Below are 21,343 nucleotides of genomic sequence, written 5' to 3'. Positions count from 1 at the left end.
AGATCGCGATGATCTACACCTATCGCGGCGGTAAGAAACTGGAACTGGCCAAGCGCCCCGACGCCTTCGTGGCGCGGGCGCTGCCCGGAGCCCTGGAGCGCGCCGGCATCGCCGACGATGCCGAGCAGGTGTCCTCGGGCTCCTCGCGGGTGCGGGCGCGGCCGCAGGATGTGGACGCGTTGATGGCGCGCTCGCGGGCGCTGGGGCCGACCCACCATGCCTACACCCTGGCGGATACGGGCGAGGACTTCCTCATCACCGACCGCATCTTCGTCACCTTCCGCGAGCCGCTATCGGCCGAGGCGGTGGGCGCCTTCGCCGGGCGCTACGGCCTGCTCCTGCGCGAGCGCTATTCGGATCGCGACTACCTGTTCCAGCTCACCGAGCACACCGGCATGAACCCGGTGAAGCTGGTGGTCGCGCTGTCGGAAAACGAGCCGCTGGTGGCGCTGGCCGAGAACGACCTCAACTACGTGGTCACCAAGTACGAACTGGCGCCGCCGAGCGACCCGGACTACGCCAGCCAGTGGCATCTGCATGGCCACTTCTTCCACCCCGAGGTCGACCCGCGCGCCAACGCGCGCTGCGAGCCGGCCTGGCGGCTGCTCGACAGTTTCGGCAGCCCCGAGGTGGTGGTCGGCGTCACCGACGACGGCTGCAAGCTCGACCACCCGGATTTCGATTCGCCCGGCAAGTTCGCCGCCTGGGGCTATTTCGCCGGCACCCGGCTGGTCACCAGCCGCGACATTGATGCCCAGCCCGCCGGCATGTACCAGACCGGCGCCAACCACGGCACCTCCTGCGCCGGGGTGATTGCCGGCGAAACCGACGGCGTGCTCACCGTCGGCGCGGCGCCGGGCTGCCGGCTGTTGCCGATCAAGTGGGAGTCGCAGGGCGCGTCATTGCTGGTGAACGACTCGAAGATGGTCACCGCGCTGAACTTCGTCGCCGACAAGGTGGATGTGCTGTCCAACTCCTGGGGCAGCGTGCCGCGCTTCCTGTTCGCCACCGCGGTCATCAACCGCCTCACCGCCCTGGCGGCCAGCGGCGGGCGGCGCGGGCGCGGCATCCTGCTCTTGTGGGCGGCCGGCAACGAGAACTGCCCGATCCTGCACGAGACCGATGTGGACGTGCCCTACACCCACGGCTGGGTGTTCGAGAACGGCGCCTGGCGCTGGCAGGGGCCGCAGACCGCGCGGCGCTTCGTCAACAACCTGGCCGATGTGCCGGGCTTGCTGCATGTGGCCGCGCTGGCCAGCACCGCGCAGCGCAGCCACTACTCGAATTACGGCACCGGCATCGAGCTGTGCGCGCCGTCGAGCAACAGCCATGCCTACTTCCGCATGGCGGTGGCCGGGCAGGGCATCACCACCACCACCGGCGACAGCGGTTTGCTGACGCACGAGTTCGGCGGCACCTCCAGCGCGACGCCGCTGGTGGCCGGCATCGCCGCGCTGGTGCTGTCGGCCCACCCCGAGTTGAGCGCGTTCGAACTCGGCTCGGTGCTGCGCCGCACGGCCGCCAAGGACCTCGACACCACGCCCTACGTGCGCACCCCGGCGGCCAATTTCGACCCGGACCCGAGCTGGGACGTGTCGCCCATCGCACCCTTCGACAGCGGCGACTTCCGCGACATCGGCCATGCCGATGGCAGCTGGAGCCCGTGGTTCGGCCATGGCCGGGTCGATGCCGAACAGGCGGTGGCGCTGGCGCTGCAGCTGCGCGGCGGCGGCGAGGCGCCCGCGCCGGCACCGGAGAACCGCTGGGTGTCGCGCCCCGGGATCGAGATCCCCGACAACCAGCCGGGCGGCATCGTCGACACGCTGACGGTCTCCGCTGCCGGCCAAGTGAGCTTCGTGCGCGTGGCGGTGGACATCCGCCACTCCTACATCGGCGACCTGGTGGTGACGCTTAGCGCGCCTTCGGGCCATGAGGTGGTTCTGCACGAGCGCGCCGGCGGCAGCCGCAACGATCTGGCCGTCACCTGGGAGGCGGACACGCTGCCGGCGCTGCGCAGCTTTTCGGGCGAGGAGGCGGCCGGGCCGTGGACCCTGTCGGTGCGCGACGAGGCGGCCTTCGACACCGGCCGGCTGGTGGAATGGTCGCTGGAACTTGGCGTGATCGTGCCGCCGCGTACGGTCTTCGTCGAAGACGCGCCGGGCATGGCGATCCCCGACAACCGCGTGGCCGGCATCGCGCGCACGCTGGCGGTGGCCGAGGCCGGGCAGATCGCCGACATCTCGGTGGCGCTCGACATCACCCACACCTATATCGGCGATCTGCGCGTGACCTTGCGCTCGCCGGCCGGCACTGCGGTGGTGCTGCACAGCCGCAGCGGCGGCAGCACCGACAACCTGCGCGCCACCTATGCCTCGGCAGATGTCGCCGTGCTGGCGGCGCTGGTCGGCGAGCCCTGCCAGGGCGACTGGACGCTGCAGGTGCAGGACCTGGCCGCGCGGGACGTCGGCAAGCTCAATCGCTGGTCGCTCGACATCGCCCTGCAGGCGGCGGTGCCGGCCACGGCGAAGCCGAAGAAGAAAGCCGCCAAGGCCAAGGCGCCGGCCAAGGCGAGCACCGCCCGTGCCAAGGCCGCCAAGCCGAAGCGCGCCAAGGCCAAGGCCAAATAGGGAGGCACCATGAGCGGCTACAGCCAGTCCCCCCGTATCGTCAAAGGCGGCATCGTGCTGGTCGATCCGGCCTCGGCCCAGGTGCGCCGGGTGATCGCCCTGCAATACAACCCCGAGAAGCTGACCCGCAGCCTGCAGGTCAAGGGCGCGGGCGAGGGCGCCGATCGCTCCGAGGCGCTGCGCCTGACCGGCCCGGCGATCGAGACCTTCCGCCTGGAGGCCGACATCGACGCTGCCGACCAGCTCGAATTCCCCGACCAGCACGCCAACGTGGTGGCGGCCGGCATCGCGCCGCAGCTGGCGGTGCTCGAATCGCTGGTCAATCCGAGCGCCGCCGACCTGCTCGCCGGCAAGGCGCTGGCCGACTCGGGCACGCTGGAGATCGCCCCGATGGAGTCGGCGCTGGCGCTCTTCGTGTGGGGTGCCGCGCGCATCGCGCCGGTGCGGGTCACCGAGTTCTCGATCACCGAAGAGGCCTTCGACCCCGCGCTCAACCCGATCAACGCCACCGTCAGCCTGAGCCTGCGGGTGCTGTCGATCGACGACCTGGGCTTCGATCACAAGGGCGGCGGGCTGTTCATGGCCTATCTGCAATCGCGCGAAAAACTGGCGTCGAAGGCCGCGACTTTCGGCTTCGACGCCTTGGGTATTGGAGGCATCCCATGAGTGTTTTGCACGGCCGCCCGAAAAAACACGATGTCCCTCTCGGAGGGACCGCGCATCGCGCGAGGGAGCCCAAATGACCGATCCGCTCAAGGCCTTCATGCAGGCCAACGCCCTCACCGCCCCGGCCTTCGCGCCGGACAGCCGCTATCACGGCCTCGACACCGCCCAGTGGACGCGGCCCGACGGCGCGCAGATCACCTATGTGCGCCGGCGCTTCATCCCGCCGCCGGAAAACTTCGCTACCTTGCAGGAGCATCGCGTCGAGAGCGGCGACCGGCTCGACAACCTGGCCGCCAAATACCTCGGCGACCCGCAGCAATACTGGCGCCTGTGCGACGGCAACGGCGCCATGCGCCCGGCCGACCTGACCGACACCGTCGGCGGCCGCCTGCGCATCACCCTGCCCGAAGGCGTGCCCGGAGGGCGCGATGACTAGCGGTGCCGTACATCTCTCCTTGCTGATCGGCCCGGTGATCCCGATCCCGGTGCCGGCGATGATGATCGACGCGCTCGAATCGGTCACCGCCACCACCGCGGCCGGCGCGGCCAGCGGCTTCCAGCTGCGCTTCAAGGTCAACAGCAAGTCGGAGCTGAACACCATCTTCCTCATCGCCGTGGGGCAGAACACCTCGGCCGGCACGCCGCCGCTGCGCGTGGTGCTGATCGTCACCCTCGGCGGGCGGCCGCAGCCGCTGTTCGACGGCGTGGTCACCAATGTGGAGGTCCAGGCCGGCGGCCAGGGCCAGCCGGGCAGCATCACCGTCACCGGCGAGGACCTCACCCGTGTGATGGACATGATCGACTTCTCCGGCCTGCCCTACCCGGCCATGCCGATCGAGGCGCGATTTGCGCTCATCTGCGCCAAATATGCCGCCTTCGGCATCATTCCGCTGCCGATCCCGGCCTTCTTCCCCGATGTGCCGATCCCCATCGAGCGCATCCCCGCCCAGCAGGGCACCGACCTGGCCTACATCCAGCAACTGGCCGAGGAGATCGGCCATGTGTTCTACATCGAGCCCGGCGAAGCGCCGCTGACCAACATTGCCTACTTCGGCCCCGAGATCAAGGTCGGCCCGCCGCAGCCGGCGCTCAACCTCGACATGGACGCCCACACCAATGTCGAGTCGCTCAGCTTCAGCTTCGATCCGACCAAGGGCGTGCTGCCCATCGTCTTCATCCAGAACCAGCTCACGCGGGTGCCGATCCCGATCCCGATTCCCAACCTCAACCCGCTGCAACCGCCGCTGGGGGTGCTCAGCACGCCGCTGGCCAACATCAAGATGATGAAGGACACCGCCAAGATGAACCCCATGCAGGCGATCTCGGCGGGGTTGGCCGAGGCCAAGAAATCGCAGGACTCGGTCAGCGGCAACGGCTCGCTCGACGTGCTGCGCTACGGCCGCATCCTCAAGGCGCGCCGGCTGGTCGGCGTGCGCGGCGCGGGCGTCGCCTACGACGGGCTGTACTACGTGAGCAGCGTCACCAGCACGCTCAAGCGCGGCGAGTTCAAGCAGAGCTTCACGCTCACCCGCAACGGCCTGATCTCGATCACACCAACGGTGCCGGCATGAGATGCGACCGCCCCTTTTCGCGTAGCCCGGATGCAGGCCGAAGGCCGGAATCCGGGATCGGTGTGGCGATCGGGAAGGGATTTTCGATGCGGGGCGGTGTGCCCGATCGGGTCGGTGATCCCGGATTCCGCTTCGCTGCATCCGGGCTACGGGTGGCGCTCGGCCTGGCCGGTTTGAGATACGCGCGACGCCCGTTTTCGCGTAGCCCGGATAGAGGCCGCAGGCCGACATCCGGGAGCGGTGTGGCGATGGGGCTGGCCTTCGGGCGACATGCGAGGGAGGAACGATGACCCAGAAGTACTACGGCAAGTACCGCGGCATGGTGCTCAACAACATCGACCCCATGCAGCAGGGCCGGCTCCAGGTGCAGGTGCCCGACGTGGCCGGCCTGGCGCCGGCCAGCTGGGCCATGCCCTGCGTGCCGATCGCCGGCCTGCAGAACGGCATGATGGCGTTGCCGGTGATCGGCTCGGGGGTGTGGATCGAGTTCGAGCAAGGCAACCCCGACCATCCGATCTGGGTCGGCTGCTTCTGGGGCAGCGCGGCCGAAGTGCCGGCGCTGGCGCTGGCGACTCCGCCGGGGCTGCCGGCCATCACCTTCCAGACCCCGCTGCAGAACGGCGTCACCATCTCCGATCTGCCCGGCCCGACCGGCGGCATCATGCTCAAGAGCGCCACCGGCGCCACGCTGATCGTGAACGACACCGGCATCTACATCCAGAACGGCAAGGGCGCGATGATCACGCTGGTCGGCCCGACCGTGACGATCAACAACGGCGCGCTGACGGTGATCTGATGAGGATTTGGGCCCCCACGCTCGCTTTGCTCGCTGCCCCCCAAGGGGGCTGCCCTTCCTTGGGGCGGCCCGGCGGAAGGGCGGCGCTTCTGCGGTCGGCATCGGCGACTCCGCGAGCGGACGCTTCGACTTCTGGCTGCGTCAATGCCGCGATTCGGCGTAGGGCGGGATTCATCCCGCCGCAACGGTTCTGGCCGGTTGAAACCGGCCCGATGAAGTGCAGCCGCGCAGGTTGGGTCGAGCGCAGCGAAGCCCAACAAACGATGTGCCAGTCCGATACGCCAGATGTTGGGCTTCCTGCGTCAGCCCAACCTACATTGCTCGCGCGCCCGCCCGCCCGCCGGGCCGCCCCAAGGGCGGGCGCGGCCCCCTCGGGGGGCAGCGAACGAAGTGAGCGTGGGGGCCCTTGACCATGCCCGGCCCCCTCCTCCATCTCGGTGCCACGGTGCTGTGCGCCCACGGCGGCAGCGCGACGCCGACTGCGCCCAATCCGCGGGTGCTGGTCAGTGGCCAGCCGACGGTGCTGATGACCGCGCCCTATGTGGTGGCCGGTTGCCCGTTCAATGTCTCCGGCTCTCCGGTGCCCTGCGTGACCGGGCAGTGGGTGGTGGCCGCCACGCGGGTGATGTCCAACGGCCAGCCGCTGGTGTTGATGGACAGCCAGGCCGTATGTGCGCCCAACGGCACGCCGCTCTTGCCGGTGGCGGCGCAGACACGGGTGATCGGGAGCTGATGATGCGCGCGACGACGACACCTCGTAGGGCGGATAAGCCGCAAGGCGGCGTCATCCGCCATCGGCGGGGCACGTATCCGGCGGATGACGCCTGCGGCGTATCCGCCCTACGACGGATCACGGAGATTTCCCCATGACCACCCGACTCCACTTTCCCTACCAGTTCGACGGCCGCGGCCGCACGCGCGAGGACGACGAGGCGGCGTGGATTCGCGGCCTGATCGAGCAGGTGTTGTTCACCGCGCCGGGCGAGCGCGTGATGCGCCCCGACTTCGGCAGCGGCCTGCGCGAGCTGGTGTTCGCGCCCAACAGCCCGGAGCTTGCGGCGACCACGCAGTTTCTGGTGCAGGGCGCCTTGCAGCAATGGCTGGCCGAGCTGATCACCGTCGAGGCGGTCGAGGTCGAGGCGGTCGATGCGCGCCTGTCGGTGACGGTGCAATACCGCATCCGCCGCACCGAAACCCGTCAGCGCGAGTCCTTCGTGCAAGGGGGGGCAGCATGAGCGCGCCCGCCCGGCCGCCCGAAGGGCGCGCGAACCTCCCTCGGGGAGGGTGGAGCAAGGGTTTCGCGGAGCATTGCTCCGCGCTTGCGGAACGGGTCGGCGGTGCAAAGCCGACCCACTGTCGCCATCGCGACAGGAGGGTAGTCCAGTGAGCGCTATATATACCTGCTGCGAAGAAAACCGCCGCGCCGCGGTGGAGCTGCACCCCACGCTCAACGGCATCGACTACCTGGAGGTGCTCGATCTCGACGCCCCGGCCGGCAGCCCGCGCCAGCGCACGCTGATGCTGCGCCTGCTCAAGCCGGTGCCGGCCGGGCTCACGGTCGACAATGTGCGCATCGACGGCGGCGAGCGCATCCGCCGGGTCGGCATCGAGTGGGTCGGCATCGCCAGTGCGCCGCCGGCCCAGGCCACGGCGGCCGAGGCGGCCTTTTTCACCGCCCTGCCCGAGGCCGACCATGTGCTGCTGGTGCGCACCGACACCGCCGGCGACTTCTCCACCTACCGCCTGCACTTGGTGCAGGGCGCCGGCAACGACGCGCCGCTGCCCGACTTCGACCCGCGCCTGTCGGCCATCGACTTCGCCTTCAAGGTCGAATGCCCCAGCGATTTCGATTGCGCGCCGCGCCACGACTGCCCGCAGGAGCCGCCGCCGCCGCCCGACATCCACTACCTGGCGCGCGACTACGCCAGCCTGCGCCGCCTGCTCATCGACCGCCTCAGTCGCCAGATGCCCGGCTGGCGCGACCGCAGCCCGGCTGATCTGGCCACCACCCTGGCCGAGCTGATCGCCTATGTCGGCGACCAGCAGCACTACCAGCTCGACGCCGTCGCCACCGAGGCCTATCTGCACACCGCGCGCCGGCGCAGCAGCCTGCGCCGCCATGCCCTGCTGGTGGACTACGCCATGCACGAGGGCTGCAATGCGCGCGCCTGGCTGCATCTGGAGGTCAGCGGCGCCGCCTTCGCGCTGCCGGCCGACCTGCGCTTTCTCACCCGCGTGCCCGGCGTGCCGGCGCGCATCGTGCCCGCCTCGCCCGACGAGCGCGCCGCGCGGCAGGCCGGTCCGCTGGTGTTCGAGCCAATGCACGGCGCCACGGTGCGCATCGAGCACAACGACTTCGACTTCTACACCTGGGGCGATGCGCGCTGCTGCCTGCCGGTGGGCGCCACCGCCGCCACGCTGCGCGGCCACTGGCCCGACCTGGCGGTGGGCGACGTGCTGATCTTCCAGGAGGTGCTCGGCCCGCTGAGCGGCGCCCCCGAAGATGCCGACCCGGCCCATCGCCACGCGGTGCGCCTGACTGCGGTGCGCGCCTTCGACGGCACCGACCCGCTGGTCGACCCGCTCGACGACAGCCCGATCACCGAGATCCGCTGGCATGCCGACGATGCCCTGCCCTTCGCCCTGTGCCTGTCGGCCGAGACCGACGAAGCCCACGGCAGCGTGCTGATCGAGGATGTGAGCATCGCGCTGGGCAACAACATCCTGGTCGACCACGGCCGCAGCATCGTCGACGAAGCGCTCGGCAGCGTGCCCGCCGCGCGCCTGCAATACCCCGCGCTGGCCGGCGACCCCTGCGATCGCGCCGCGCCCGAGCCGCTGCCGCCGCGCTTTGCGCCGCGCCTGGCCGAGGGGCCGGTGACGCGCCAGGGCACGGTGCTCAAGACCACCGTGGCGCACGGCCTGCACAGCAGCGAGCGGCTCACCTTCGACCCCGAAGCCCCGGCCGCCGCGGCGCTCGTCTGGCGCACCGCCGAGGCGGTCCCCGCCATCACCCTGGAGAGCACGCTGGGCAGCAGCGTCGAGCCCTGGCGCGCGCGGCGCGACCTGCTGGTGAGCCGCGCCACCGATACCCATTTCGTGCTCGACACCGAGGACGACGGCAGCGCCTGGCCGCGCTTCGGCGACGACCGCCACGGCCGCCGCCCCGACAGCGGCACCGCCTTCACCGCCAGCTACCGCGTCGGCAACGGGCCGGAGGGCAATGTCGGCGCCGGCGCCATCGCCCATGTGGTGACGACCGAAGGGCGCATCGTGGCCGTCACCAACCCGCTGCCGGCCACTGGCGGCGTGGCCCCCGAAACCGCCGCCGAGCTGCGCCGCCATGCACCGCAGGCCTTCCGCACCCAGGAGCGCGCCGTCACGCCGGCCGACTATGCCGAGGTCACCGAGCGCCTGGCCGGCGTGCAGCGCGCCGCTGCCGCCCTGCGCTGGACCGGCAGCTGGCACACCGTGTTCGTCACCGTCGACCGCGACGGCGGCGCGCCGGTGGATGAGGCCTTCGCCGCCACCGCCGTGGCCCACCTCGACCGCTACCGCATGGCCGGCCACGACCTGCGCGTGCGCGACCCGATCCATGTCTCGCTGGAGATCGACCTGCTGGTGTGTGTCGAGGCCGACGCCTTCCGCAGCAATGTGCGCCGCGGCCTGCTCGAGGTGCTCGGCAGCCGGCTGCGGCCCGACGGCACCCGCGGCCTGTTCCACCCCGACAACTTCAGCTTCGGCCAGACGGTGTTCCTCAGCCCGCTGTATGCCGCCGCGCGCACCGTGGCCGGCGTGGCCTCGGTGCAGGTCACGCGCTTCCAGCGCCAGGGCCAGAGCGACCCGACGCCGCTGGCCGACGGCTTCATGCCGCTCGGTGCGCTGGAGATCGCCCGGCTCGACAACGATCCGAACTTCCCCGAGCACGGCGTGCTGCGCCTGACCCTGCACGGAGGCAAATGATGCCCACCCCGTCCGCCACCCCTGCCACCTGCGGCTGCTGCGCCGGCATCGATGCCGTCACGCCGGCACGTGTCGACAACCCGCCCGGCCTGTCGCAGATCGGCTACCGCATCGGCCGCCATGGCGATTTCGTCGAATCGATGCGCGCCCGCCTGTCGAGCGCCGACACCCCCGCGCTGGCCGCGCTCACCACCCGCGAGGCCAGCGACTTCACCCTGGCGCTGACCGACGCGCTGGCCTGCTCGCTCGACGTGCTGGCCTTCTACACCGAGCGCTTCGCCAACGAGCACTACCTGCGCACCGCCACCGAGCGCCTGTCGGTGCGCGAAATGGCACGCCTCATCGGCTACGAGCTGGCCCCCGGCGTGGCCGCCGGCACGCACCTGGCCTTCACCCTGCAGGCGATTCCCGGCGTGCCGGCCGAGCCGATCACCATCCCGGTCGGCACGCGGGTGCAAAGCGTGCCGGGGCAGGACGAACAGGCGCAGAGCTTCGAGACCGTGGCGCCGGTGCCGGCGCGCGCCGAGTGGAACGCCATTCCAGTCCAGACCACCGTGCCCTGGCGCCCCGAATTCGGCGACACCGAGCTGTGGCTCGAGGGCGTGGCCACGCAGCTGCAGCCGGGCGACGCGATCCTCGTCGTCGGCGCCGACCGCATGACCACACCGGGCAGCGAGCACTGGGACGTGCGCGTGCTCGACGCGGTCGAGCCCGACAACGCCAACGGCCGCACCCGGGTGCGCTGGAGCCATCCGCTGGGCAGCGTGTTCCCGCACATGGACCCGGCCAGCATCGGCGCCCAGGTGCATGCCTTCCGCCAGCGCACCGCGCTGTTCGGCCACAACGCCCCCGACCCCAACCTGATGGGCAACGACGATTCCAATGTCGACAAGCTGATCAACAAGAACAACACCAACAACTGGCAGTGGAACAACTTCGCGGTCGACCCCGAGGCCATCGACCTCGACACCGACAACGCCAAGATCACCGCCGGCAGCTGGATCGCGCTGGTCTCCAACCAGCCCGGCATCGGCAGCGCCGCGCTGCCCGGCTACACCGAGCTGTACCGGGTGAGCCGCGTCATCCACCGCAGCCGCAACGCCTTCGGCATCTCCGGCAAGATCACCCGCGTCACCCCCGACACCGACGAAAACCTCACCAGCAGCCGCTTTCCGCTGCGCCGCACGCTGGTGCTGGCGCACAGCGAACGCCTGGCCACGGTCGACACGCCCATCTTCCACCCGGTGTATGGCGACGCCCTGAGCCTCGGCCGCCGCGTGCCCGAGCTGCTGCCCGGCCAGCCGCTGGCCCTGTCCGGCCCGCGCCAGCGCATTGCCATCGCGCCGCGTGCCACCGGCCTGTCGCTACTGCTCGATGCCGGCGGCAGCGCCGCGCTGACCGAGGGCGACGAGTTGTTCATGACCGCCCCGGCGGTGCGCCTGTTCGGCAGCACCCCGGTGGCGCTGAGCGCCGAGACCTTCGCCGCCCAGCTCGGCAAGAGCAGCGTCACCCTGCGCCTGGCGCTGGAAGATCGCGACGGGCAGCGCGGCACGCTGGTGGCCAAGGGCAATCAGCTGCGCCTCGCCGACAGCCGCAAGGACGACCCGGAGGTGGCCGAGATCGCCTTCATCGCCACCGCCAACGACCCGATCGTGCACGACCGCGACCGCAGCCATCTCAAGCTCGCCGCGCCGCTGGCGCAGGTGTATGCGCGCGCCGGGCTGCGCATCAACGCCAACGTGGCGCCGGCCACCCATGGCGAAACGGTCGAGGCGATCCTCGGCAGCGGCGACGGCAGCGTGGCCAACCAGCGCTTCGCCCTCGGCCAGTCGCCGCTCACCTTCGTGAGCGCCAGCACCCCCAGCGGCCGCGCCTCGACGCTGGCCCTGCGGGTGAATGACGTGTTGTGGACCGAGGTGCCCAGCCTGTATGGCGCCGCGCCCGACGCCCGGGTGTACGAAACGGTGCAGGACGACGAAGGCGCCACCACCGTGCAGTTCGGCGACGGCCGCGAAGGCGCGCGCCTGCCCAGCGGCTCGACCAACCTGCGGGTGCGCTACCGCAAGGGCCTGGGGGTGGCCGGCAACGTGGCCGCCGGCAAGCTCACCACCTTGCTCAGCCGGCCGCTCGGCGTGACTGGCGCCAGCAATCCGGCGCCGGCCACCGGCGGCGAGGATGCCGAGCCCCTGGCCCGCGCCCGCGACAACGCGCCGCTCACCGTGCTCACGCTGGAGCGCGCGGTGTCCATCGACGACTACGCCAACTTCGCCCGCGCCTTCGCCGGCTTCGACAAGGCGCATGCGCTGTGGCTGCCCGCCGGGCCGGCGCAAGGCGTGTTCCTCACCATTGCCGGCGTCGATGGCGCGCCGGTGCCCGAGGACAGCGATCCCTACAAGAATCTGCGCGGCGCGCTGGCCACCTATGGCGACCCACTGGTGCCGCTGCGCCTGGTCAACTACCGCGACGCGCGCTTCCGCTGTCGGCTGTCGGTCAAGGTGGACGCCGCCTTCGAGACCGACGCCGTGCTGCTCGCCGTCGAGGCGGCGCTGCGCGAGGCCTTCGGCTTTGCCCGCCGCGCCTTCGGCCAGACCGTGTCGGTCGACGAGGTGGCAGCGGTGGCGCAGGGCGTGGCCGGCGTGGTGGCGGTGCATGTGACCCGCCTGCACCGGGTCGGCCAGAACCCCAACGTGGTGGTGCCGCGCCTGTTCGCCGCGTTGCCGGTGGCCTCGCTCACCGCCGTGCCGCAGGCCGCCGAGCTGCTCACGCTGGCCGACGACCCGATCGAACTGGAGGTGCTGCCGTGAGTATCGACGCGCAAAAACTGTTCGACCTGCTGCCGGCCATCCACCGCATCCGCGATGCCGAGCAGGCCGCCGCCGAGGGGCTGGCGCGCGGCCCGCTCGAAGAGCTGATCGGCGTGCTGGCCGAGCAGCTGGCGGTGGCCGACGAGAGCCTGGAACAACTCTACGACGACCTGTTCATCGAAACCTGCGCCGACTGGGTGGTGCCCTACATCGGCGACCTGATCGGCTACCGCAGCCTGCATGACGTGGCGCCCGGCATGGCCAGCGCCCGCGCCGAGGTGGCCCACACCATCGCCCTGCGCCGGCGCAAGGGCACGGCGCTGGTGCTCGAACAGCTGGCGCGCGATGTCACCGGCTGGGACGCCCGCGCGGTCGAATACTTCCAGCGCCTGTGCACCACGCAGTACATGAACCATACGCGCCCGGCCAGCCTGCAGTCGCCCGATCTGCGCCAGGCCGAGCCGCTCGAATGGATCGGCACCGCCTTCGAGGGCGCCAGCCGCACGGTGGATGTGCGGCGCATCGAATCGGGCCGCGGGCGCCACAACATCCCCAACATCGGCCTGCACCTGTGGCGCATCCAGGCCTACCCGAGGCGCGAGGCGCCGACCACCCGCGCCGGCGTGCGCCGCTACCGCGCCAGCCCCCTGGGCCACGACCTGCCGCTCTACAACCGGCCGCGCGCCGAGGACGACATCACCCACCTGGCCGAGCCGGACAACGTGCCCTGGCCGCTGTCGCGCCGCCGCCTCGACACCCACCTGGCGCGCCACTACGGCGAGCGCGCCACGGCCGGCGCGCCGCTCGACAACCCCGAGCCGGCGCTGATTCTGCGGGTGGATGGCACCGTCATCGAGCGCGACCAGATCCATGTGTGCAACCTCTCCGACGATGCCGGCAGCTGGGCGCACACCCCGCCGCCCAACGGCATCTACGCCATCGACCCGGTGCTCGGCCGCATCGCCCTGCCGGCCGACGCCGCCGACCCGGCCGAGGTGCAGCTCACCTGGCACGAAGGTTTTTCGGCCGACATCGGCGGGGGCGAGTACGAGCGCGGCAACACCCTGCCGCAGCCGCCGGCTGGCGCGACCGTGGTGCGCGTGCCCGACGACCATGCCACGCTGGCCGCCGCGCTCACCGCGATTGCCGGCGACGGGGTGATCGAGATCACCGACAGCGCGCGCTACAGCGAGACGCTCGCCATCGACGTGATCGCCGACGGCAGCGTCGAGATCCGCGCCATCAACGGCCGCCGGCCGGTGCTCGAACTGGGCGGGCTCACCGTCACCGGCGCCGCCAACAGCGCCTGCACGCTCAACGGCCTGCTCATCGCCGGCGCGCCGCTGGAAGTGCCCGACGCCGGCGGCAACGCACTGGCGCAGCTCAAGCTGATCCACTGCACGCTGGTGCCCGGCATCGCACTAAACGCCGACGGCAGCCCCACCCAGCCGACCGCGCCCAGCCTGCAACTGGCCATCGCCGGGCTGGAGACCGACATCGACCGCTGCATCGTCGGCGCCATTCGCAGCCATGAACGCAGCGAGCTGCTCGCCATCGACAGCCTGATCGACGCCACCGCGCGCGACGGCGTGGCCTATGCCGCACTGGACGACGCCGGCCCCGGCGCGGCGCTGTCGCTGATTGCCTGCACCGTGGTGGGTAAGGTGCACACCGCCGAGGTCGGGCTGATCTCCAACAGCATCCTGTTCGCCGCGCTGGCCGCCGCCGATACCTGGGCCGTGCCGGTGCGCGCGGTGCGCAAGCAGGTCGGCTGCGTGCGCTTCTCGTGGCTGCCCTTCGACGCCATCGTGCCGGCGCGCCACCGCTGCCAGCCCGATTCGGCACAGGCCGCCGGCCACATCGCCCCGCGCTTCACGTCGCTGCACTACGGCACGCCGCCCTACGGCCAGCTCACCACCGCCACGCCGGTCGAGATCCGGCGCGGTGCGGACGACGAGAGCGAGATGGGCGTCTTCCATCACCTGTACGGCGCGCAGCGCGAGACCAACCTGCGCATCCGGCTCGCGGAATACCTGCGGGTCGGGCTGCGCGCCGGCGTTTTCTACGAATCTTGAGGGAGTCCACATCATGAGTTTCGATCTGAGCCGCATCCGCTTCGACGCCCGCCGGGATTTCTTCGGCGTCGTCATGCAGCAGGGCCGGGTCCAGCTGGACGCGGACTGGAACGAATGGGTCGCCGAGCTGGCCCGCCGCCTGCAGGCCGGCACGCTGGACACCTTCGGCGGCAACGTGGTGCCGCGCATCACGCCCGACGGTTTCCGCATCGAGGCGGCCGGCGGCGATTTGACCATCGGCCCCGGGCGCATCTATGTGGACGGCCTGCTGGCCGAGAACCACGGCGGCACGCCCGACGCCTGGGAGCCGCGCCTGGCCGAGCTGGCCGGCACCGCGCCGCTGGCCTACACCGCCCAGCCCTACTACCCCGACCCGCCCGCGCTGCCGGACGGCGGCCCGCACCTGGTGTTTTTGGACGTGTGGCAGCGCGACATCACCGCCATCGAAGACCCCGGGCTGATCGAGCCCGCCGTGGGCGTGGACACCACCGGCCGGCGCCAGACGGTGTGGCAGGTCAAGGTACTGCCCAACGTGGGCAACGCCACCTGCGCCAGCGACGACGAAGATGTCGACGGCTGGCTGGCCGAAACCGCCCCCTCGGCCGGGCGCCTGAGCACCGACACCGGCGACCCCGCCTTCGAGCCCAACCCCTGCCAGGTGCCCCCGGTTGCCGGCTACCGCGGGCTGGAGAACCAGCTCTACCGCGTCGAGGTGCACACCGGCGGGCCGATCGGCACGGCCACCTTCAAGTGGTCGCGCGACAACGCCACGGTGGCCTCGCGGGTGACCCACATCAACCCGGCGCGCGACCGCATCACGGTCGAGTCGATCGGCCGCGACGATGTGCTGCGCTTTCATGACGGCGACTGGGTGGAGGTGACCGACGACCACCGCGAGCTGCACGGCCTGCCCGGCGAGCTGCGCCGCATCCAGGTGGCCGGCGGGGTGGACGACACCGCGCGCACGCTGAGCTTCGACATCGCGCTGTCGCCCGGCCTGTTTCCCACCGATGCGCAGCAGGCCACCACGCCGTCGCGCAACACCCGCGTGCGCCGCTGGGACCAGTCCGGCCAGGTGCGGCGCGAGAACGGCACCGTGGCCACCAACCTCGACACCAGCACCACCGGCGAGATCCTCATCCCCGGCGGGGCCACGCGGCTGTTTCTGGAGCACGGCATCCTGGTCGATTTCAGCCTCGACCCGGCCGGCGGCGAGTTTCATGTCGGCGACTACTGGGTGTTCGCCGCGCGTAGTGCCGACGCCAGCATCGAGATCCTCACCGATGCGCCGCCGCTGGGCATCCACCACCACTACGCGCGCCTGGCCATCGTCAACTTCCCCGACGACGAGACCGACTGCCGCGTGCTGTGGCCGCCGATCGCCGAAGGCGAGGGCTGCGACTGCACGGTGTGCGTGAGCGCCGAGAACCACAACAACGGCACCGCCACGCTCCAGCAAGCCATCGACAGCATCAAGGACGTGGGCGGCACCATCTGCCTCGGCATCGGCACCTACACCATCGACGCCCCGCTGAGCATCGACGGCGCCCGCTCGCTGCGCCTGCGCGGCCAGGGCTGGGCCACGATGCTGGTCGGCGCCGAGCCGGGCGGCATCATCGACATCCAGGGCAGCACCGGCGTGGCGCTGGAAAACCTCACCGTGATCGGCTCGGCCGCCACCTCGGGCGACACGGCCATGATCGCCGCGCGCGGCGTGGTGGACCTGCGCCTCGAACACCTCAACGTGCTCGGCCTGGCGGTGGCCGACGGCACCAGCGTGGCGCTCGGCCTCGCCGGCAATCTGCTCGGCCTCAGCGTGAGCGACTGCGCCCTGGTGGCCGAGCGCGGTGTGGCCGCGGTGGCCGGCGGCAACAGCAACTATGTGCTCACCGCCGAGATGCGCCTGCTGCGCAACCTGTTCTTCTGCAGCCAGCGCGCGCTCAGCTTCGATGGCACCAGCCTGCACTACGGCACCAGCCGCATCGACGGCAACTTCATGCTCAACGGCACCCAGGCGGCCGTGGTGGCCACCGGCGCCGTGCTGCCCGGCTCCAACTTCGCGGTGGCCGACAACGTGATCTACACCACCGGCGACGGCATCCGCGCCGGGGTCGACGGCCTGGCCATCGAGCGCAACGAGATCACCGGCGTGGGCGAGCGCAGCGGCCACGGCATCGTGCTCGAAGAAGGGCTCGACCCGGTCGCCATCGACGCCGTGCGCATCAGCGCCAACCGTCTGCTCGGCCTGCGCGGCCACGCCATGCTGGTGACCCACGCGCTCGACGAGGCCATCGTCACCGACAACCTGATCGACGGCATCGGCCTCGGCGCGTTGGTCATGGCCGAAGGCGGCGGCGCCGGCCGGCTGCGCTTTGCCGGCAACCAGTGCCTGAACCTCGGCCAGGTGCTGAGCAACGACAACAGCGCCTTCGTCGCGGTGCAGCTGATCCGTGTCGAACGCGGCGACGTGCTCGACAACGTGATCGCCCAGGTGGCCCGCTCGGCGCTCACCAGCCCCGGCATCGACGCACTGCGCTGCGCCGCCGTCGGCCAGCTGCGCATCGCCGGCAACCGCTTCTACGGCATCGGGCCGGACCGCCTCAGCGCGCCGGTGGCCGCCGTGCGCGTGCTGCCGCCCTTCGACCGCTGCGCCATCGACGACAACAGCATCGAGCGCATCGGCGACGCCGGCCAGCAACCCATCATCATCGAATGGCGCGCCGTGCACATCGGCCCCGAGCCGGCCGGCGCGGTGCCGGGCTTCGCCGCCGCCGGCTTTTTTGCCGCTGCCGACACCGCCTGGCTGCTCACCCTCAACCGGGCCTTTGCCGTGGCCGTGCGGCCGGCGGCGGTGTCGATCCGCGGCAACCAGCTGCACGGGCGCGCGACCAACGTGCCGCTCAACCGGTGTGTCGGCGTCGATAGCTGCCTGTTTGCCGACAATCACTGCCAGGTGGCGGGCGATGTCGCCCGCGAGCCGCTGCTCGGCGACCTTCGCGCGCGCACCCTCGATGCCAACCACAACCGGCTCATCGCGCCCAGCGACCAGGACACCCTGCACCTGCATCCGCAGCAGGAGCTGGCCATCGTCATGGGCAACACCAGCACCGGCAACATCCGCGTGCAGGGCGGCTCGCCGGTGCCGGCCGACATCAACCTGACCAACATCATCGGACTGTGAGGAGCCCCGCCATGCCCATCGCAACCTTCCGCGGCGAAAAATCGGTGGCCGAGATCGCCGACAAGCTCTTCGTCAAACTCACCCCCAGGCAGCGCGAAAAGGCCGAGGCCGCCCTGCTCAAGGAAAACCCGCAACTGCGCGAGATCGCCAAGGTGCGTGAAGGCACCGTGCTGCGCGTGCCCAACCTGCCCGAGCTGCGCGCCAAAACCACCCGCAGCCTGGAAAACCCCGACGCCCAGATCGCCCGCGAACTGGCCGACACGCTGTCGGCCTACGGCGACCGCCTGGCCGAGCGCACCAAGGCCGACGAAGCCGCCATCAAGACCCAGCAAGCCACGCTCAAGAGCGCCGCGCTGCGCAAGGCGCTGGCCGACGCACCGGCCTGGCAGCCCGTGGTCGAGCAAGCCAGCAAGGCACTCGACGCGCGCGCCGCCGCGCTCAAAGAGCAGCAAAAAGCCACCGCACAGGCCATCAAGCAAGCCACCGCGGCGCTCGACGTGGGCAAACGCTGAGGGGGAGGGCGGCCCGCCGCGTGGCACGGTGAACGCCGTGATTCCCCGCCCCCGGCGTCGGGCCTTTGGCCCTCGGCCGGGCTACGCCAACGACCGGGCGGACGAAATCGAAGATCACCGACGACCAAACACGTAGCCCGGATGCAGCGCAGCGGAATCCGGGAACACCATCCCGCATCCGCACCCCGTCCCCGGCGTCGGGCCTTTGGCCCTCGGCCGGGCTACGCCAACGAGCGTGCGGACGACATCGAAGATCACCGACGACCAAACACGTAGCCCGGATGCAGCGCAGCGGAATCCGGGGTCATCGTCGCGCGCCGGCGCCACCGTTCCCGGATTCCGCTTCGCTCCATCCGGGCTACATGGATGTCCGCCCCTACAACGGCCAGAACACCGGGATCAGCACGCTGGCGGCCAGCCAGAGGAGGAGGTTCATCGGCACGCCGAGGCGGGCGAAGTCGGCAAAGCGGTAGTTGCCGGCCGAATACACCAGGGTGTTGGTCTGGTAGCCGATGGGCGTGGCGAAGCTGCAACTGGCGGCGAACATCACGCCCACCACGAAAGGCCGCGGATCCACACCCAGCTGCTGCGCCACGCCGATCACCACCGGGGTGAACAGCACCGCCACCGCGTTGTTGCTGAGGAACTCGGTGGCGATCGAGGTGATCAGGATCACCAGCGACAGCATCATCCACGGCGACAGGTCGGCCCCCACCTGCACCAGCGCACCGGCCATCATCGCGGCCAGGCCGGAGTCGCGCATGGCGATGCTGATCGCCAGCATGCCGAAGATCAGCACCAGGATCGGCCACTCGATGGCCTTGTAGGCTTCGTCGCTGCGGATGCAACCGGTGAGCATCACCACCGCCGCGCCGATGATGGCCAGCGTCTCGATCGGCATTACCTTGAGCGCGGCCAGCAGCATCACGCCGACGATGGTCGCCAGCGCGATCGGCGCCTTGGCGCGGCGGTGCGCCTCGCTGCGCCCCTCGGTCAGGGCGAACAGATCGCCGTTGTCGCAAAAGCGCTTGATCTGCGCGGGCGTGCCCTCGACCAGCAGCACATCGCCGAACTGCAGCTGAAAATCGTCGCCGATGGCCAGAATCGAGGCATTGCGCCGATGCACCGCCACCAGGTGGATGCCGTAGCGCGCCGTCAGGTCGAGGTCGCGGATCGGGCGCTGCACATAGCGCGACGTCTGGCCGACGATGGTCTCGACCACCACCACGTCGCGCCGGCGCAGAGTTTCCAGGTCGTGCGCCTCGTCGCTGCGGCTGTGCAGGCCGACCAGATCGGTGCTGTGCAGGTTGAGCATGTCGTGGCTGCGGCTATGCACCACCAGCCGGTCGCCGGCCGCCAGCCGGGTGTCGGCGCCCGGCGTGGACCACGCCTCGTCGCCGCGAAACAGCTTGAGCACCTGCACGCCGCCATTGGCCAGGCGCGCCTCCTGCAACGTGCGGCCGGCCAGGCGCGAATCCTCGGGTACGAACAGCTCGGTCATGAACAAGCGGTCGCCAGCGCCGGTGAACTGCTGCGTCAGCGTCTCGCGCACCGGCAGCAGGCGCCGTGCGAACACCAGCATGAAGCCGCAGCCGAGCGCGCCCAGGATCAGCGCCGGTGCGCTGATCTCGAACATGCCGAAAGGCGCGAGCCCCATCTCGCGCGCCACGCCGTCGACCAAAATATTGGTCGAGGTGCCGACCATGGTGACCATGCCGCCGAGGATCGTCGCGTACGACAGCGGAATCAGCAGCCGCGACGGCGCCACGCCATAACGCCCGGTCATGGTGATCACCGCCGGGATCATCACCATCACCAACGGCGTGTTGTTGATGAAAGGCGACACCCCCATGCCGACAAGCAGCATCGCCACCAGCAAGCGCCGCTCGCTATGCCCGGCCATGCGCCCCAGCCACTCACCGAGCCGGTCCACGCAACCCGTTTTGCTCAGCGCTCCGCTGATGATGAACAGGCAGGCGATGGTGATCGGCGCGCTGTTGCCGAACACGCCAAGCACCTGCTTGGCATCGAGCAGCCCCAGCGCCATCAACAAGGCCACCGCCGCCATCACCGCCACATCGGGCTTGATCCACTCGCGCACGAAGCCCACGAACAGGACGACCAGGATCGCGCCGACGGTCAGGGCATGAAGGGATTCGGGCAGAGCCATGATGTGGCGGTCTTCGTGAAAGGAGTGGGGACGGCTGCGACGATAGCCTGCGGCGTATAGAACTGGAATGAATAAACGGTTATCTGTTTATTCATTCCAGTTCTATACGGTAATCGAGGCCGGCGTGAGTGGCGGTGGGCGCTGTCGTTGGGGGACACCTGGTGAGATGAGACGTAACAGAGAAGTGCGACGGAGTGCGAGGTGTCGCAAGGGAACAGATGACGGTAGAGGGGGTTACTGACCCGAAACGACTCGAAGCAGACGGCCAAATCGGGAGTGTCAGAATTTCTGTGTGTGAGGCGCTCTGAATCGCTTCCTGAGTTGGAAACGCGGTTTTCATTTTAGGCGATGATCCGTGAAGCGGTCCTCGTAGAGGATCGCGAACTGATTCATTGCCGCCTTCCAGTCCTTGGCCGCCCGCCCCCAGTCGGCCGTGATGTTGCGCAGGGCCAGCCAGATGAGCTTGGTGGCCGCCTCATCGCTCGGAAAGTGCCCGCGAGTCTTGATGATCTTGCGCAGCCGGGCGTTGATGCTCTCGATCGCGTTGGTGGTGTAGATCACACGGCGGATCGGTGAGGGAAAGGCGAAGAACGGAATCACCCGATCCCACGCTCGGCGCCAGGCAGCGACCACGGTCGGGAATTTCTGACCCCACGGCCCTTGCTCAAACGCATCCAATTCGGCCTGAGCGGCCTCGGCGCTGGGCGCCGTGTAGATCGGCTTGATCGCCCCTGCCAGCGCCTTGCGATATTTCCAGCTGGCGTAGTCGAGGCTGTTGCGGATCAGATGCACGATGCACGTCTGTAGCGTGGTGGCCGGAAACACCGCCTCAAGCGCTTCAGGCATGCCCTTCAAACCATCGGTGACCGCGATCAGAATGTCGGCTACCCCACGCGTCTTGAGGTCGTTGAACACCTTCATCCAGAACTTGGCCCCTTCGGTGCCCTCGATCCACAAGCCCAGGATGTCGCGCGTGCC

General features: G+C 70.1%; 14 protein-coding genes. 12 read left to right on the top strand and 2 right to left on the bottom strand.

Annotated elements, in window-relative coordinates:
- Positions 1–8 precede the first annotated feature (8 nt).
- The 12 genes from I8J34_RS01750 (at position 9) to I8J34_RS01695 (ending at position 18,195) form a co-directional block, all read left to right on the top strand.
- Complete coding sequence (locus I8J34_RS01750; RefSeq protein WP_214359650.1) at positions 9–2,627, top strand: proprotein convertase P-domain-containing protein; 2,619 nt, start codon at positions 9–11, stop codon at positions 2,625–2,627.
- Positions 2,628–2,636: 9 nt separating this feature from the next.
- The gene (locus tag I8J34_RS01745; RefSeq protein ID WP_214359649.1) at positions 2,637–3,293 is read left to right on the top strand and encodes a hypothetical protein; all 657 of its coding nucleotides are present in this window, start codon (positions 2,637–2,639) and stop codon (positions 3,291–3,293) included.
- 73 nt (positions 3,294–3,366) lie between these two features.
- Entirely contained in the window at positions 3,367–3,729 is a 363-nt protein-coding gene (locus tag I8J34_RS01740) for a LysM peptidoglycan-binding domain-containing protein (protein WP_214359648.1), read from the top strand.
- On the top strand, positions 3,722–4,864 hold the full coding sequence (locus I8J34_RS01735; RefSeq protein ID WP_230411664.1) for a hypothetical protein: 1,143 nt from the start codon (positions 3,722–3,724) through the stop codon (positions 4,862–4,864). Before I8J34_RS01740 ends, I8J34_RS01735 begins: the two co-directional genes overlap by 8 nt.
- Positions 4,865–5,150: 286 nt before the next feature.
- Complete coding sequence (locus I8J34_RS01730; RefSeq protein ID WP_214359647.1) at positions 5,151–5,660, top strand: phage baseplate assembly protein V; 510 nt, start codon at positions 5,151–5,153, stop codon at positions 5,658–5,660.
- A gap of 412 nt (positions 5,661–6,072) precedes the next feature.
- Positions 6,073–6,393 (top strand): hypothetical protein, encoded by a 321-nt coding sequence (locus I8J34_RS01725; RefSeq protein WP_144176065.1) that lies wholly within the window; start codon positions 6,073–6,075, stop codon positions 6,391–6,393.
- Positions 6,394–6,526: 133 nt separating this feature from the next.
- Entirely contained in the window at positions 6,527–6,895 is a 369-nt protein-coding gene (locus I8J34_RS01720; protein ID WP_214359646.1) for a GPW/gp25 family protein, read from the top strand.
- A 148-nt stretch (positions 6,896–7,043) separates the two neighbouring features.
- Complete coding sequence (locus I8J34_RS01715) at positions 7,044–9,623, top strand: putative baseplate assembly protein (RefSeq protein ID WP_214359645.1); 2,580 nt, start codon at positions 7,044–7,046, stop codon at positions 9,621–9,623.
- On the top strand, positions 9,623–12,427 hold the full coding sequence (locus I8J34_RS01710; RefSeq protein WP_214359644.1) for a putative baseplate assembly protein: 2,805 nt from the start codon (positions 9,623–9,625) through the stop codon (positions 12,425–12,427). Before I8J34_RS01715 ends, I8J34_RS01710 begins: the two co-directional genes overlap by 1 nt.
- A complete protein-coding gene (locus I8J34_RS01705; RefSeq protein WP_214359643.1) occupies positions 12,424–14,502 on the top strand; it encodes a hypothetical protein in 2,079 nt (692 codons plus the stop codon). The genes I8J34_RS01710 and I8J34_RS01705 overlap by 4 nt, the downstream gene beginning before the upstream one ends.
- Before the next feature lie 13 nt (positions 14,503–14,515).
- Complete coding sequence (locus I8J34_RS01700; protein ID WP_214359642.1) at positions 14,516–17,683, top strand: DUF6519 domain-containing protein; 3,168 nt, start codon at positions 14,516–14,518, stop codon at positions 17,681–17,683.
- A gap of 11 nt (positions 17,684–17,694) precedes the next feature.
- Positions 17,695–18,195: a hypothetical protein gene (locus I8J34_RS01695; RefSeq protein WP_214359641.1), complete on the top strand. Its 501-nt coding sequence runs from the start codon at positions 17,695–17,697 to the stop codon at positions 18,193–18,195.
- Between the two features lie 376 nt (positions 18,196–18,571).
- Here I8J34_RS01695 and I8J34_RS01690 read toward each other — a convergent pair whose 3' ends face one another.
- Together I8J34_RS01690 and I8J34_RS01685 are read right to left on the bottom strand one after the other, a co-directional pair.
- Positions 18,572–20,365 (bottom strand): SLC13 family permease, encoded by a 1,794-nt coding sequence (locus tag I8J34_RS01690; protein ID WP_214359640.1) that lies wholly within the window; start codon positions 20,363–20,365, stop codon positions 18,572–18,574.
- Between the two features lie 336 nt (positions 20,366–20,701).
- A partial coding sequence (locus tag I8J34_RS01685; RefSeq protein WP_214359639.1) for an IS256 family transposase occupies positions 20,702–21,343 on the bottom strand: 642 nt, incomplete at its 5' end.

It is taken from the genome of Denitromonas iodatirespirans (genome assembly GCF_018524365.1).
Lineage (GTDB): Bacteria > Pseudomonadota > Gammaproteobacteria > Burkholderiales > Rhodocyclaceae > Nitrogeniibacter > Nitrogeniibacter iodatirespirans.
Note: the sequence above shows the minus strand (reverse complement) of the source record. Positions and strands in the feature narration are given on the sequence as shown.

What these genes read in the sequence shown, in the direction of transcription:
- I8J34_RS01700 (WP_214359642.1), top strand. Translation starts at nt 14,516, where the DNA reads ATGAGTTTCGATCTGAGCCGCATCCGCTTCGACGCCCGCCGGGATTTC.
- I8J34_RS01695 (WP_214359641.1), top strand. Translation starts at nt 17,695, where the DNA reads ATGCCCATCGCAACCTTCCGCGGCGAAAAATCGGTGGCCGAGATCGCC.
- I8J34_RS01710 (WP_214359644.1), top strand. Translation starts at nt 9,623, where the DNA reads ATGCCCACCCCGTCCGCCACCCCTGCCACCTGCGGCTGCTGCGCCGGC.
- I8J34_RS01720 (WP_214359646.1), top strand. Translation starts at nt 6,527, where the DNA reads ATGACCACCCGACTCCACTTTCCCTACCAGTTCGACGGCCGCGGCCGC.
- I8J34_RS01745 (WP_214359649.1), top strand. Translation starts at nt 2,637, where the DNA reads ATGAGCGGCTACAGCCAGTCCCCCCGTATCGTCAAAGGCGGCATCGTG.
- I8J34_RS01740 (WP_214359648.1), top strand. Translation starts at nt 3,367, where the DNA reads ATGACCGATCCGCTCAAGGCCTTCATGCAGGCCAACGCCCTCACCGCC.
- I8J34_RS01750 (WP_214359650.1), top strand. Translation starts at nt 9, where the DNA reads ATGATCTACACCTATCGCGGCGGTAAGAAACTGGAACTGGCCAAGCGC.
- I8J34_RS01690 (WP_214359640.1), bottom strand. Translation starts at nt 20,365, where the DNA reads ATGGCTCTGCCCGAATCCCTTCATGCCCTGACCGTCGGCGCGATCCTG.
- I8J34_RS01735 (WP_230411664.1), top strand. Translation starts at nt 3,722, where the DNA reads ATGACTAGCGGTGCCGTACATCTCTCCTTGCTGATCGGCCCGGTGATC.
- I8J34_RS01725 (WP_144176065.1), top strand. Translation starts at nt 6,073, where the DNA reads ATGCCCGGCCCCCTCCTCCATCTCGGTGCCACGGTGCTGTGCGCCCAC.
- I8J34_RS01730 (WP_214359647.1), top strand. Translation starts at nt 5,151, where the DNA reads ATGACCCAGAAGTACTACGGCAAGTACCGCGGCATGGTGCTCAACAAC.